The sequence below is a fragment of the Mycoplasmopsis lipofaciens ATCC 35015 genome (genome assembly GCF_000686585.1).
In the GTDB taxonomy this organism is placed as follows: Bacteria; Bacillota_I; Bacilli_A; order Mycoplasmatales; family Metamycoplasmataceae; genus Mycoplasmopsis; species Mycoplasmopsis lipofaciens.
Window position 1 is genome coordinate 36,950 of the sequence record NZ_JMKY01000004.1, and the last position, 14,118, is coordinate 51,067.

The 14,118-nt window shown below is 24.0% G+C and carries 13 protein-coding genes; 10 read left to right on the top strand and 3 right to left on the bottom strand.

Going from position 1 to position 14,118, the window contains the following annotated elements:
- The first annotated feature begins 57 nt into the window (after positions 1 to 57).
- From rpmH to asnA, 7 genes are all read left to right on the top strand, one after another.
- Entirely contained in the window at positions 58 to 207 is a 150-nt protein-coding gene (rpmH, locus tag T388_RS0101175; protein ID WP_027120516.1) for a 50S ribosomal protein L34, read from the top strand.
- A gap of 23 nt (positions 208 to 230) precedes the next feature.
- Positions 231 to 560, top strand: a complete 330-nt coding sequence (gene rnpA, locus T388_RS0101180; RefSeq protein ID WP_027120517.1) for a ribonuclease P protein component — start codon at positions 231 to 233, stop codon at positions 558 to 560.
- The gene (gene yidC / locus T388_RS0101185; protein WP_027120518.1) at positions 547 to 2,472 is read left to right on the top strand and encodes a membrane protein insertase YidC; all 1,926 of its coding nucleotides are present in this window, start codon (positions 547 to 549) and stop codon (positions 2,470 to 2,472) included. Before rnpA ends, yidC begins: the two co-directional genes overlap by 14 nt.
- Positions 2,473 to 2,559: 87 nt before the next feature.
- A complete protein-coding gene (locus T388_RS0101190) occupies positions 2,560 to 3,540 on the top strand; it encodes a lipoate--protein ligase (protein WP_027120519.1) in 981 nt (326 codons plus the stop codon).
- Position 3,541: 1 nt separating this feature from the next.
- Positions 3,542 to 4,375 carry an alpha/beta fold hydrolase gene (locus T388_RS0101195; protein ID WP_027120520.1) on the top strand — a complete coding sequence of 278 codons (834 nt, stop codon included), beginning with the start codon at positions 3,542 to 3,544 and terminating at the stop codon, positions 4,373 to 4,375.
- Positions 4,368 to 5,114 (top strand): PQ-loop domain-containing transporter, encoded by a 747-nt coding sequence (locus T388_RS03645; RefSeq protein ID WP_051586179.1) that lies wholly within the window; start codon positions 4,368 to 4,370, stop codon positions 5,112 to 5,114. The genes T388_RS0101195 and T388_RS03645 overlap by 8 nt, the downstream gene beginning before the upstream one ends.
- On the top strand, positions 5,107 to 6,087 hold the full coding sequence (gene asnA, locus T388_RS0101205; RefSeq protein WP_027120521.1) for an aspartate--ammonia ligase: 981 nt from the start codon (positions 5,107 to 5,109) through the stop codon (positions 6,085 to 6,087). The genes T388_RS03645 and asnA overlap by 8 nt, the downstream gene beginning before the upstream one ends.
- Before the next feature lie 159 nt (positions 6,088 to 6,246).
- Here asnA and T388_RS0101210 read toward each other — a convergent pair whose 3' ends face one another.
- The 3 genes from T388_RS0101210 to dnaA all read right to left on the bottom strand — a co-directional run bounded on the left by T388_RS0101210 (position 6,247) and on the right by dnaA (position 9,097).
- Positions 6,247 to 6,459, bottom strand: coding sequence for an RNA-binding S4 domain-containing protein (locus tag T388_RS0101210; RefSeq protein WP_027120522.1), 213 nt, complete (start codon positions 6,457 to 6,459; stop codon positions 6,247 to 6,249).
- Position 6,460: 1 nt separating this feature from the next.
- Positions 6,461 to 7,564, bottom strand: a complete 1,104-nt coding sequence (dnaN, locus tag T388_RS0101215) for a DNA polymerase III subunit beta (protein ID WP_027120523.1) — start codon at positions 7,562 to 7,564, stop codon at positions 6,461 to 6,463.
- 138 nt (positions 7,565 to 7,702) lie between these two features.
- Positions 7,703 to 9,097, bottom strand: a complete 1,395-nt coding sequence (gene dnaA, locus T388_RS0101220) for a chromosomal replication initiator protein DnaA (RefSeq protein WP_027120524.1) — start codon at positions 9,095 to 9,097, stop codon at positions 7,703 to 7,705.
- A 284-nt stretch (positions 9,098 to 9,381) separates the two neighbouring features.
- On the opposite strand from dnaA, the gene T388_RS03650 reads away from it, so the two are divergent.
- The 3 genes from T388_RS03650 to ftsH all read left to right on the top strand — a co-directional run bounded on the left by T388_RS03650 (position 9,382) and on the right by ftsH (position 14,112).
- Positions 9,382 to 11,481, top strand: a complete 2,100-nt coding sequence (locus T388_RS03650) for an ATP-dependent DNA helicase (RefSeq protein WP_169733523.1) — start codon at positions 9,382 to 9,384, stop codon at positions 11,479 to 11,481.
- Between the two features lie 3 nt (positions 11,482 to 11,484).
- The gene (gene pth / locus T388_RS0101230) at positions 11,485 to 12,042 is read left to right on the top strand and encodes an aminoacyl-tRNA hydrolase (protein WP_027120525.1); all 558 of its coding nucleotides are present in this window, start codon (positions 11,485 to 11,487) and stop codon (positions 12,040 to 12,042) included.
- 84 nt (positions 12,043 to 12,126) lie between these two features.
- The gene (gene ftsH, locus T388_RS0101235) at positions 12,127 to 14,112 is read left to right on the top strand and encodes an ATP-dependent zinc metalloprotease FtsH (RefSeq protein WP_027120526.1); all 1,986 of its coding nucleotides are present in this window, start codon (positions 12,127 to 12,129) and stop codon (positions 14,110 to 14,112) included.
- Positions 14,113 to 14,118: the final 6 nt, after the last annotated feature.

Here is a 14,118-nt window from a genome sequence, read left to right on the forward strand (position 1 = left end):
AACTTTTTGATATTTATATTACAGTTAAAACTTAACAAAAATATTTAAGGAGAAATTATGAGTTTAAGAACATACCAACCAAACAAAAGACAACATGCAAAAACACATGGTTTTAGAGCAAGAATGTCAACAGCAAATGGTAGAAAAATTTTAGCTGCTAGAAGAGCTAAGGGTAGAGCAAGACTTACAGTATCAGATTCTAAATAATCAAATTTTAAGTTGGATTTAAAATGAAAAAAAAATATCGTCTTCAAAAAACTTGAGAGTTTGATAATGTTATTAAAAACAAAAAGCAAGTTATAAATAAATTCCTTGTTATTTACTACAAGGAAAGTGAAGACTTTAAAATAGGCATTACAGTTCCTAAAAGTTTTTGTAACGCAGTTCATAGAAATTATTATAAAAGACAATTAAAATCTATTGTTCATTCTTTAAATATTTATGACATGAATTATCATTTTGTATTTATTTTAAGAAAAGAATTTTTAAATCAAACTTACCAGGTTAAATTAGAAACTACACGAAAGTTATTTAACAAAATAAGAAATGAAACCAAATAGATCAGATAACTTTGATTATTTTCAAAAAGGTTCTCCTCAACAAAAAAGGAAATCTCTTTTTAAAAAAATTTGATATTGATTTAAATTAGTAATTTATATATTACTTTTTGGTCTTGCCCTTACAGGATGTGTACAAACATTTGTTATTAAAAATTCTTCATACACCGGTAACGGTACCGAGTTTTACACATCTAAAAAAAGAATTAGTCCTTCAGTTGCAACATTCAAAAAAGACAAATCAGAAACATCAAAATCTGATGAATTTTATAATGTTGAAGAATTGCCAGAGGCTAACTACCACTTAAATTATGAAACACATGCTAATGTTATAGCAGAATTAAGAAAACAAGCTGGTGCAGATAATTATGGAAAATATAATTCATATTCATCATCAATCAGACTATTAAATTCAGATAATTCTGAAGTCGATGGCCAACCTATTTTTAGGGGTGATAATGGAAAATACCTTTTTAAATCGTATGCATCGAATTCTTATAATTCTGTGTTTAATAATTTAGAAACAATTAAATTTCTTGACCCAGATTTCTCTTTTGAGAAATTCTATGTTAAAGAAAAAGGAAAAAACGAATATTCAATAAACAAAAATATTCAAGCTTTCCAAATATTAGGAGAAAATAAAACACATGTTTATAAAACAGCTTCTATTTTTAGTTTAAATAATACTTATAATGACTCAAATAGAAGATATTCAAGAGATGTTGTAGAATTATTCTATAGACAAATATTCTTACCAAAATATGGTAATAAATTCTATGATCGTGTTTTAAAAAGTGTTGGTTTTTCTTCTTATGAAGAATGAATTCAAGCAACAATTGATTATGGTAAAAATGGAACAGGTGACGCTAGAGTTGAATCATTAACTGATGAACAAATGCTTGCTATGTCAAATTACAATAAAATAATTGTTAATTTTATAAAAAAATCTGCTTTATATGAATCAACCAGCTTAATACCTAGAGTAGATGAAAATGGTAATATTTTAAAAAATAAAAATAATGAAATTCAATACACTTCATTCTTTAGTGAAAATAGTGTATTAGGTGATAAAGATACAACCGATTCTGGAAGACGTATTTTTACACATTCAGAAGCACAAAAAGCTATTTATAGTTGAGCAGGGGCTTGAAAATTAGGACCATTTTTCGGATTAATGGTTTGACCTATCGCTTGACTTACTTCAAGTGTTCGTGAACCTTTACCTGCTGCAGGTGGTTGAACAACAATATTAGCAATTGTTATAGCTGTTATATTAACACGTTTAATTGTTTTAGCATTTACATGAAAAGCAACTGTTAATCAATCAAAACAAGAAGACTTAAAAGCTAAAAAAATTAAAATAGATGCTAAATATGCTGAATTTAAAGGTAATAAACAAATGAAGGCAAGACAACAACAAGAAATTGCTGAATTATATCGTAAAAATAATATTAATCCTTTAGATGCTTTTTTAACAATAATTATTTCTATACCTGTATTTATTGCTATGTGAAGAGTTATACAAAGTGTTCCTGATATGAAATCAACACATTGATTGGGAATGGACTTTGCAGCAACTTCATGAAGAAGATTATTTTTTGAAGCTGAATGACAATATTTATTTATATTAATTACTGCAGCAATCACTCAAGTATTTTCACAAATAACGCCTAGATTATTAAATAGAAAGAAATTTAAGGAAAGAACAACACTTGAAGAAGCAGCGGCAATTAAGAAAAATAATAAAACTCAAAATATTATATTAGTTGTATTTTTGGTTCTTACACTTGCATTTAGTTGTGGTGTTCAAGTTTATTGAATTTTTAGTAGTGTTTGAAATATTATTCAAACTATTGCAATTCATTACTTTAAGAAAACAAAATATTATAGAGAAAAATATAAAATTAAAGCTTAATAATTGTAAATCAGGTTTCATACCTGATTTTTTATACCTTTATAACTATTTTTGGTATATTTATAACATAAAAAAATAAGGAGTAAAATGAAAATTTTTAGAATTAAAGAAACATCTCCATACACAACTTTATCATTAGAAAATATTATTATGAATGATACGGATTTTACAGGAGATATATTATTGATATATCAACATGATAACGCTATAATTGTGGGTAATAATCAAAATACTTTTGAAGAAATAAATCATGAATATGTTAAACAAAATAACATTTGTTTAGCTAGAAGAATGTCGGGCGGTGGCGCTGTATATCATGATTTAGGTAATATTAATTTCAGTTTTATTAGCAATAATAATAAAACTAATAGTTATGAAAGATTTTTAGAACCGGTTATTGCTTTCTTTAAATCATTAGGCTTAGATGCTCAATTTCATGGTAGAAATGATATTTTATTAAACGGCTGCAAAATAAGCGGTAATGCTCAATATATATCAAAAAATAGAATAGTCAGTCATGGTACATTGCTTTTTAACGTTGATTTAACAAAATTATCAAAAGCTCTAAATCCAAATAAGATTAAATATGAATCAAAAGGAATACAATCAATAAGAAAAAGAGTTACTAATATTTATGACGAGTTAAAAATAAAAATGTCTACTGAAGAATTTATCAATAAATTATTAGATTTTTTTGTTAAAGAATATAAGGGTGAAATAATTGAAATACCATACAAAAAATATGAAGAAAAATTAAATAAACTCAGAACTAAATTTAGTTCTGATGAATGAATTTTTAATAAAAAAGCAACTTTTACATTCCAAAATGGTGAAAAATTTACTGGGGGAATTTTAAATATAAAAGGTAATATTGAAAAAGGTGTTATTAAAAATGTTGTTTTCGAAGGTGATTTTTTAAGTAAAAATAATGTTAAAAACATTGAACCATTATTTATTGAAAAAAAATTAAATGAAAGTTCAATTAAGGAAGTTTTAGATTCTATAAATATGAACGAATATTTTGGAACAATCACAAAAGAAGAAATAATAAAATTGCTTTTAGGATAATATGATTAGAAAAGAAATAAAAATATTTAATGAAACAATAAGTTATTTATCTGAAGATATTGATATAAATAAACCTATTTTATTATTTGTACATGGTTTTAGCGATGAGGCAGCAAGAGTAATTTCTTTATATAGATTAGAAAGAAATTATAATTTATTTGCTTTAGACTTACCTGGTTGTGGTAAATCTAGTAACCATATTAAAGAACCAACATTGGAATATTATTCGCAAATAGTAAGTGAATTTATTAAAAAAATGTTTGGTAATAAATTTATTTATTTACTTTCTCATTCAATGGGTTCAGTTCCCTCATTATTTGCAGGTTTAAATAACAATATAAACAAAATAATAATGTGTGCACCATTAAACTATTATTTAATAGATGATAAAAAACATTATCTTGAATTATTAAATTGGCTATTACCAAATAATTCTGAAGAATTTTATGAAAGTCAGTTAAATTTATTATCTGATTATGATAATGCAAAATTCTTAGAAAAATCTGTTAAAGATAATATATTAAAAATAGATAATGAAGTGTTAAATTTAAGAAAAAGAAAATTTAATAAAATTGTTACTCAACAGATTTTAAATCAGGAATACGTTAATAAAAAAATAAAACCTTTATTTGATAAAAACAATTGTTTTACAATAGTTTTTGCAAAACAAGATAAATATGTATTAGAAAAAGAAATACAAAAAATTATAAAAGAACAAAATTGTGATTTTGTTGAAATTAATGAATGTGGGCATGCAATGTTCTACAAAAAATATAAAGAAATTAACAATATTATAAATAATATTATAAATAATGATAGGAGCAAAAATGTTTAAAGCATTTGGATTACAAGAAGGAGGATGAATATGAGCTGGATGGATGGCAATATTTTTTGGAATTGTTTCATCTATAATAACAGCTATTGTAACACTTCCTCAACTTATAAAATTAATTAAAACTAAAGAAGTTGGAAATGTAAAATATTATTCATTTTGAATATTTTTTGTTGCTTTACTTCTGTGAATAATAATAGGTTCATTTGATCAAAATTGAGAAAGAAAAATTACTGCAAGTTATTTTGCTAACGTTGTATGTAGTTTAATTTATTCGTTAGTTTTATTTTTTATGTATAGATATTCAAAAAATAAATATAGAAATAAAATGCAATGAATAGTTTTAGGATTAACATTATTTTTATCCTTAGGTCTTTCATCAGCAGGAGCTGTAGGAATATGAGCAAATAATGGACAATATCATGTTGATAAATATACTATGTCAATATTAATGCAAATAGCACCTATGTTAACAACGTTCGCATTTTTACCACAAATATTAAAATCTTTTGAAAATAAAGATTTTAGCGGATTATCAAAATTCATGATTTTTCTATTTGTTGTAGCTAATATATTATGAGTTTGTTATTGAATATCAATGGCTTTATATAATAAAGAATTAAGTACAACATTATTAACAGCAACAATATGACAATTAATGTCATTAGGTATCTATATTTCAACATTATCATATATGTTAAAATCAACTAAAAAAGAGAAAGAGGTACAAAATAATGTATAAAAATAAATTAGATGTTCGTAGTACACAATTAGCAATTCAAAATTTAAAATTTACTTTTACTAAAAAATTAAGTCAAGAATTAAATTTAATCAGAGTTTCAGCACCTTTATTTGTAGAAAAAGAAACAAAAATTAATGATGGTTTGAATGGTGAAAAACCTGTTAATTTTAACCCTAAATATTTAAACAAAGAATTAGAAGTTATTCATTCTTTAGCAAAATGAAAGAGATATGCTCTTAAAAAATATCAATTCAAAAAATATGAAGGTTTATGAACTGATATGAACGCAATAAGACAAGAAGAGGAATTTGATAATATCCATTCTATTTATGTCGATCAGTGAGATTGAGAAATGATTATTTCTAAAAAAGATAGAACTTTAGAATATTTAGAAAAAACAGTTTTAAAAATTTATAACACGATAAGATATGTTGAAAATAAAATTAATTTTGAATATCCTCAATTATCTTCAAAATTACCAAAAAATCTTGTTTTTATTTCATCTGAAGAATTATTAGAAAAATATCCAAATTTAAATCAAGAAGAAAGAGAAAATGAATTTGCAAAATTAAACAAAGCTTTTTTTGTTTATAAAGTTGGATACCCATTAAAAAATGGTAAACCTCAAAGTGAAAGAGCTTTCGATTATGATGATTGAAATTTAAATGGTGATTTAATATTTTGAGATAAAGTTAATGAAAAAGCAATTGAAATTAGTTCAATGGGAATTAGAGTTGATTCTGAATCTTTATTAAAACAAGCTAAATTTAAAAATATAGATGAGTTATCGTTTGGAGATTATCATAATAAAATTTTAAAAAATGAAATGCCTTTTACAATAGGTGGTGGAATTGGACAAAGTAGATTATCAATGTTTTTATTAGAAAAAAAACATATTGGAGAAGTTCAAGTTGGAATTTGACCTGACCATATTATTGATAAATGTAAAGAAGAAGAAATTATCTTACTTTAAAATTCATTATTGTAAAAATGATTCCTAGATTATGCAGGAATCATTTTTAATTTTGTAATTATTTTAATTTTTATAATATTTTATGTTTTAAGATAACAAATATATTTTTAAATATTAAAATAGCTTTTACTGTTTATTTTATTTTAATTAGATTAAAAATTAGTTAGTTATTTTAAATAATTTATCATTAATTCAAACAATATCTTCGGGGAATACTTTCGTAGATCTTCCTTGAGGCTTTTTATTATTTATTTTGATTTCATTTGTTTCTAAAAAAATTTTAGATGTTCCACCTGTATCAATTTCACCAATTAATTTAAGTAATTTTCCAATGGTAATAAATTCACCTTTAATTTTTACAATTGAATTCATATTATCTTCTTATAGGTGTAATTAATTGTTTTACATTTTCATTTGATTTAGATATTATTAAAATTTTTTGAATTTTATCATCAATTAACATAAATACATTATCATTAAAAACATTTAAAGCATCTTTGGTGAAATTATAATTTAAATCCATTTCAAAAGCTTTTCCATCAAATTTAAAGTTTTTTGTTTTTGCAATTGAAGTTCCAATTTCGTCAATTCTATTTAACATAGTTATTTCGTTTTTATTAATTGTTAATTCTAATCTATTATATTTATCATTTGATATAAATCAAACTTTATTCATTAAATCAAGAAATTCATTTTTGTCAATTTCAATTTTATATTGAATATTCATATTATTGATTAATGATTCTGGTTCATGAAATGGAAGATCTATTATTTGTGAAATTATAAAAGTATTTTTGTATTCAACACCTATTTTTACATTATTATAAAACATAACAACTTTTTCTGGTGCATCACTAGGAATTAAATCTTTAACATTTTTAGCAATAACTGACAAGTCTCATTCTTTTATAAAATTATGTTGTATATTCATTTTACTATATGCAAGTCTATAGCTATCAGTTGCAGCCATTCTTACAGTATTTCCTTTAAATTTTAAATTAATACATTTATAAATTAACGAATTATCATTACTTGTTGCAAAAGCAACATTTTTAACACATTTTTTAAATTCTTCAGTATTTATTTCAAATTTTGTGACATTATAACTATCTTCGATATTTGGAAATGAATCAATTGGATTTGTAGTTAGTGTATATTCAAAATTATTTTGAACTATTTTTAAAGAATTGTAACTTAAAGATAATGTTACTTCTCCTGATAATTTTTTAATAACATTTTTTAAAATGTTAGCTTGTATTAAACAATTTCCTTCTTTTTCAACTATAACATTAACATTATCAACATCAATTTTTTTAATAATACTTATTACACCATCTGAAGCCTTAAAGATGATTTTTTCTTTTGTTATTTCAATATAAATACATCTTAACGCATACATTGAATTTATTGAGTCTGAATACCTTGAAACAATATCTAAAGTTTCATCTAATATTGATTTTTGAATTTTAAATTTCATTTTTTCTCCTTTTATTTTAATAATATATGTTGTTTATTTGTGAATAATTATTAAAAAGTATATTTTCTTATATAAAATTTGTTTATTATTTATTTTTTTGATATTTTTTATTGTTTATAAAATATTAATAAAATGTGTTTATTTTAATTTGTAAATATCATCACTAATTATTGAAATTGTTCTCTTTAGTGTATTGTCTGGATTATCACTATCTTTTTCAATTTTATTTATTGCATTTAAAATTGTTGAATGATCTCTATTCCCGAAACACCTACCTATTTCATCTAAAGATAAATCTAATTGTTTTCTTATTATATATATAGCAATATGTCTTGCTAAAACAACTTCTTTTTTTCTAGTTTTTCCCAAAACCTCTTTTTTAGGTATTTTATAATATTTCGAAACATATTCGATTATTGAATCAGGTGTGATATTTTCTTTGTTTTTTTGTAAAGTATCTAAAATTTGATGCACAACTGTTAATGTATATTGTGAATTTGCTCTTTTTTTAATTTCAGAACTAAAAAATTTTATTCTCGTTATAGCTCCTATTAGAGTTCTTATTGATGTTGAATAATTTCTAGTTACAAATTTTTTTGCATCTTCTTCTCAATTATTAGGATTTAAATGATTGATATCTAATAAAAAATTTAAAACTTTTAGTAAATCATTTTGTTCTGGTTGTTTAATTTCTAATTGTAAACCCATATTTAGTCTTGAAACAAGTCTTTCATCAAACATTGCAGATAATGCGAAAATAGGTTTATCAGAACAAAAAATAGTAATTTTATTGTTTTGAATTCTATTATCTAAAATATTATAAATGGTTAAAATAGTTGATTTTTTATTACCTAATCCATAGTTTTGAAAATCATCAAACATTAAAATATCTACATTATCAAATTCATCTTTCATTGTTTTTAGTTTTTTTTGATCATTTTCTTGAAGAAGAAAAGAAATATCTCTTGCAAAAGTAATTGGATTGATCAATTTAACTGTTTCTTTTTTATTTAACAATTCATTTGCAATAGCATGTAATAAATGTGTTTTACCAAGACCGGATTTTGCATAAATAAATATAGGATTATATTCTTTTCCGCCAGCTATTATATATTGTGCAATTTTAATTACTTCCTCGTTAAAATTTCCTTTTACATAATTTGAAAAAGTAGATTCTTTTTTTATTAAATTATTTTCTATTTCTATTTTTTCAGAATTTTTTTTATTTTTTTTAATTTGCGTTTCTTCTTTAATTGTTATAAAACTATAATCACAATGTTTTTCAAAAGTGTCTTCCAATGCTTTTGAAATATGAGTCCCAAACAAATTTTTTAGAACTAAAATACTTGAATCTGCTAGTGTTGTTGAAATAGTTACATGATTATTTTGATCAACATCATATATTTCTAATGTTGAAAAAAAATTTTTATATAACATTCTATCAGGAATATCACTATTTATTGAGTTTAAAAAAGTTGCAGTTCAAGATTTTAATAATGCATTTTTTTCAGATGTTTTTTTATTTACTTTCATATTAATAATAATATTAAAAAAATAAAACATAATTTGTACAATATTTCATTAAAAGTTTATAAAACACAGTTATCCACATTATTATCAACAACCAAAACACTTATATTATAGTGTTTTATGATCGAAAATAACATTTATTTACATATGTTAATAACTATGTGGATAAATATAAAAAAAACGGTTTTTGTCACTATATTATTAATTATTTAATATTTAAAATTATAATTTTTTAATATATGAATAGTAATGATAAAAATACAGATAAAAAATACGTTGGAAATTTTATGAAAATCTTTGCTGGCGGTGAATCTAAAAAATGAGATTATACTTTAACAGTTTTTAGGACGAAAGAGGATGAAGTTATCAAAGTTTTTATGACAAAAAAACAAATTGAACTTTATCCTGTTACATATGAAATTACTTTAAAAGAAAATAAAAATTCTAAGTATAAAGATACTAAAATATTGGAAACAATAAAAGTAAGTGAAATAAAAGATAAACAAGAATTAGAAAACTTATTAGTTATGCAAGTTAAAGGTCTTGGTAAGAAAACTATTGAAAAAATTAAAAAAGCGAAAGGTGAGGATTTTTTTGAGTTATTTATCGCAAACCCTCTAGAATTTAAAACATTATTAAAACCAGAAGTATTTGAAAATTTATTGACTTTTTCAAAGAAATATAAGGATGAAAATTATGCTTTTTTTGTTGAACATAATCTAACACTCTTTTATTCTAAATTAACCGATATATTTGGAAGATTAAATTTTGTGGATTTGTATAAAACAAAGGACCCGTTTGATTTATATGTTAATAATAATTTAAACTTTGAAGAGGTTGATTTATTCGCAAAAGCTTTGAAAATTATAAATTACGAAAGAAAAAAATTAAGAGCTCTAATTTTTTATTATATTAATACAAAATTTTTTATGGAGAATAATACTTTAATAAATATTAATGATTTGTCAAATATTATTATTACTAAACATAATTATTCATTGGATAATGTTTTTGAGGCTATTTGAGAATGTATTAATAATGGAGAATTATACTTTTCTGATGAAACACATTTGATTACAACGATGCAAATGTATAAGAAAGAATTATATATTGTAGATAAAATAAAAACAATTTTGAACAAGGAAAAGAAAAATATAAATGATTATGTTATAGATTCTAAATATTCAAAATTACAAGTCCAGGCTTTTCAAAATGCAATTAATCATTCAGTTTCAATTATTTCGGGTTTTCCGGGAACAGGAAAATCTTATTTGATAAAACAAATATATGAAACATTTGTTTTAAAATCAAATTATAAAAAAGAAGAAGTAGAAATTTTAACACCAACTGGTAGAGCAGCAACAATTATTAGTAATAAATATGGCATTCCCGCAAGAACAATTCATAGTTTTTTAAAATTACCAAAAGATGATGAAAATATAATTTTAAAAGGTGAATTTGCTGAAAAAACTAAAGTCATAATTATTGATGAATTTTCAATGGTTAATATAAATTTGTTTTTTGTTGTTTTAGAATCTTGTCCAAATATTGAAAGAATTATTTTTGTTGGAGATGCAAACCAATTACCATGCATTGGACCCGGCAATATGTTAGAGGATTTTATAAATTCACAAAAAATTCCAACTACAATATTGGAAGAAGTTTTTAGAACAGAAAAATTGGACATTTGTAATCATTTTTTAAATATTAAAGAGCATATTAGGCCAGATTTAAATTCCGATTCAGTTGAATTTTGTGAAATGAACAATGATGAGTTTTTAAGAAATATAGAATCATATTATCAGGAATTGGTTTTGGATTATGGTATAGACAATGTTGCATTATTAATTCCAACCTATAAAACCTCTGTTGGAATTAAAGAAGTTAATAAAATTCTTCAAAATTGAAATCTAAATTTTCAAAGTAGTGGTGAAACTAAACCCTTAGTAACTTTTAATTGAGGGGGTGAAATAAAACATTTTTATTGTAATGACAAAGTTGTTCAATTAATAAATGATTATGAAAAAGATGTTTATAATGGTGAAATAGGTTATGTTAAAAAACTTAATAGCAGCAATAATTTATTAGTTGATTTTGGAAATAAAATAGTTGAATATACACCATCAGAATATAAAGAAAATTTATCATTAGCATATGCTATTACTATTCATAAATTTCAAGGTAGTGAAGCTTCAGCAGTAATTTTTCCTATATTAGATTCTTATAATTATATGTTAAAGAATAAGCTGCTTTATACCGGTATATCTAGAGCAAAGGAAAAGTTAGTAATTTTAGGAAGTTCTAGATTATATTTTGAAAAAATTGAAAATGCGTCGACTAATTTAAAAATAAGAACATCAATAAAAGTATTATTAGAAAAGGATTAAATTATGAAATTAATAGTTGGATTAGGTAACCCAGGTTTAGAATATAAATTTACTAGACATAATGCAGGTTTTTTAGTTATAGATAAAATTCTTGAAAAACTAAATTTAAAATTGAATAAAGAAAAATTTAATGGAAAATTTGTGGTAGCTGAAGACATGATAATTGCAAAACCATTAACATATATGAATAATTCAGGAGATTTTGTACAAGCCATTTCTCATTTTTATAAAATAGATCCAACGGATATTATGGTTATTCATGATGAAAAGGATTTTAATTTAGGGCATGCTGCTATTAAAATTGGAGGTTCTTCTGCAGGACATAATGGTATTCAAAGTATTGTAACTAAGTTAAATAATAATGAATTTAAAAAAATGAGAATAGGCATTGGTAGAGATAAAAAAATTGAATTAAAAAAATATGTTTTAATGCCTTTTAAACCAGAAGAAATGCCTATTTTTGAATCAATAGCAGAGATTTCTGCTGATGCTGCAATTTCATTTGTATATAATGATTTTAGAACTGTTATGGAAAAATATAATATAAATCGAAAAAAATAATATGTTAATAATAGATGATTATTCAACTTTTGATTTATTTATATTACTATATAATTTTAAAATTATATTTATAAAGGAGACATAATGAAAAATAAAAAATCACTTGTAGTAGTGACAACTATTTTATCTTTAATTGCTATTGCTTTATTTACATATTTTTTGTATGAAAGATTAAAGCCATCTGCAAAAGTTATTAATATTGCAGAATTTCAAGAAAAGATAAAAAATGCTTCACAAAGTATTACCGATAATATATATTTGAGGAATGTAAGAGGAGATGAATATTTAGGCACAATTAACTTTGAATATGTAGAAAATTCTTCAGTCGTTTCATATATTGCTCATATTGGCAGAACTAATGTTGCAGAATATTTAAAAATTAGTGACTTAAAAAATTCAGGAACGTTAGCAAATAATTTATTTAATGCTGCAAAATATGATGGAGCATTGCCATCAATTGAATCAATTCCATTAGAGATTAATAAACCTTCATTTTTAAAAAGTTTAATTCTTTCAATTCTACCAACATTGATTTTATTTGTACTATTATTCTTTTTCTATAGATCAATGATGAAAAAAAGTATGAATATGATGGGAGCAGTTGGTGATGACAAAAATCCTGCTAAAAAAGTAAAAAGTGATAAAACATTTAAAGATATTGCAGGAAATAAAGAAGCAATTGAAGAAATTCAAGAAATTGTTGATTATCTTAAAAATCCTAAAAAGTATGCGATAGCGGGTGCTAGAATGCCACATGGTATATTACTGGGTGGTCCTCCAGGAACAGGAAAAACATTACTCGCAAAAGCAACAGCAGGAGAAGCAAATGTTCCATTCTTCTTTATTTCTGCTTCTAATTTTGTAGAAATGTATGTTGGTTTAGGAGCTAAAAGAGTACGTACAGTTGTAGAAGAAGCAAGAAAAAATGCACCTGCGATTATTTTTATTGATGAGTTAGATGCTATTGGTCGTACCCGTGGTGCAGGTTTAGGTGGAGGTCACGATGAACGTGAACAAACACTTAATCAATTACTAGTTGAAATGGATGGTATGAAAGAAAATAATGGTATTTTATTTTTTGCAGCAACAAATAGAACTGATGTTTTAGATCCAGCATTAACACGTCCAGGTCGTTTTGATAGAACTATTACTGTTGGATTACCTGATGTAAAAGAACGTCAAGAAATTTTAGAATTACACGCAAAAGGTAAAAGAATTTCGCCAGATATTAATTTAGCACAAGTTGCAAAAAGAACTCCTGGTTATTCTGGAGCACAACTTGAAAATGTTATAAATGAAGCAAGTTTATTAGCTGTTAGATCAAATAACGCATATATAACTCGTGAAGATATTGATGAAGCTATTGATAGAGTTATGGCGGGTCCTGCTAAAAAAAATAGAGTTATTACTAAAGAAGAATTAACAATGGTTGCCTACCATGAAGCGGGTCATGCGGTTGTTGGATTAAAAGTACCTGGTGGTAACAAAGTACAAAAAATTACTATTATTCCTCGTGGTCAAGCAGGTGGATACAATTTAATGACTCCTGAAGAAGAAAAATATAATGCAACTAAAAAAGAATTAATTGCGATGATAACTAGTTTCATGGGTGGTCGTGCAAGTGAAGAAATCATTTATGGTAAGGAAAACATATCAACTGGCGCAAGCAATGATATTTCTAAAGCAACTAAAATTGCAAGAAAAATGGTTACAGAATTTGGTATGTCTTCATTAGGACCTATTCAATATGAGGAAGATGAAGGTAGTCCATTTTTAGGTAGAGACTATTTAAAATCAGCAGGTTTTTCAAGTCAAGTAGGTCATGAAATTGATTTAGAAGTTCGTAAAATTATTTTAGAGGCTCAAGAAAATGCACATAAAGTAATTAATGAAAATAGAGAATTATTAGAATTAATTAAAACTGCTCTTTTAGAAAAAGAAACTATTGTTGCAGAAGAAATTGAATATATTAATAAACATATGGAATTACCTCCTAAAACCGAGGCAAAAAAAATTCATGAGGATAATCAATTTTCATTAGATGAACTTTTTGAAGAAAAAACAAATTAATAATAC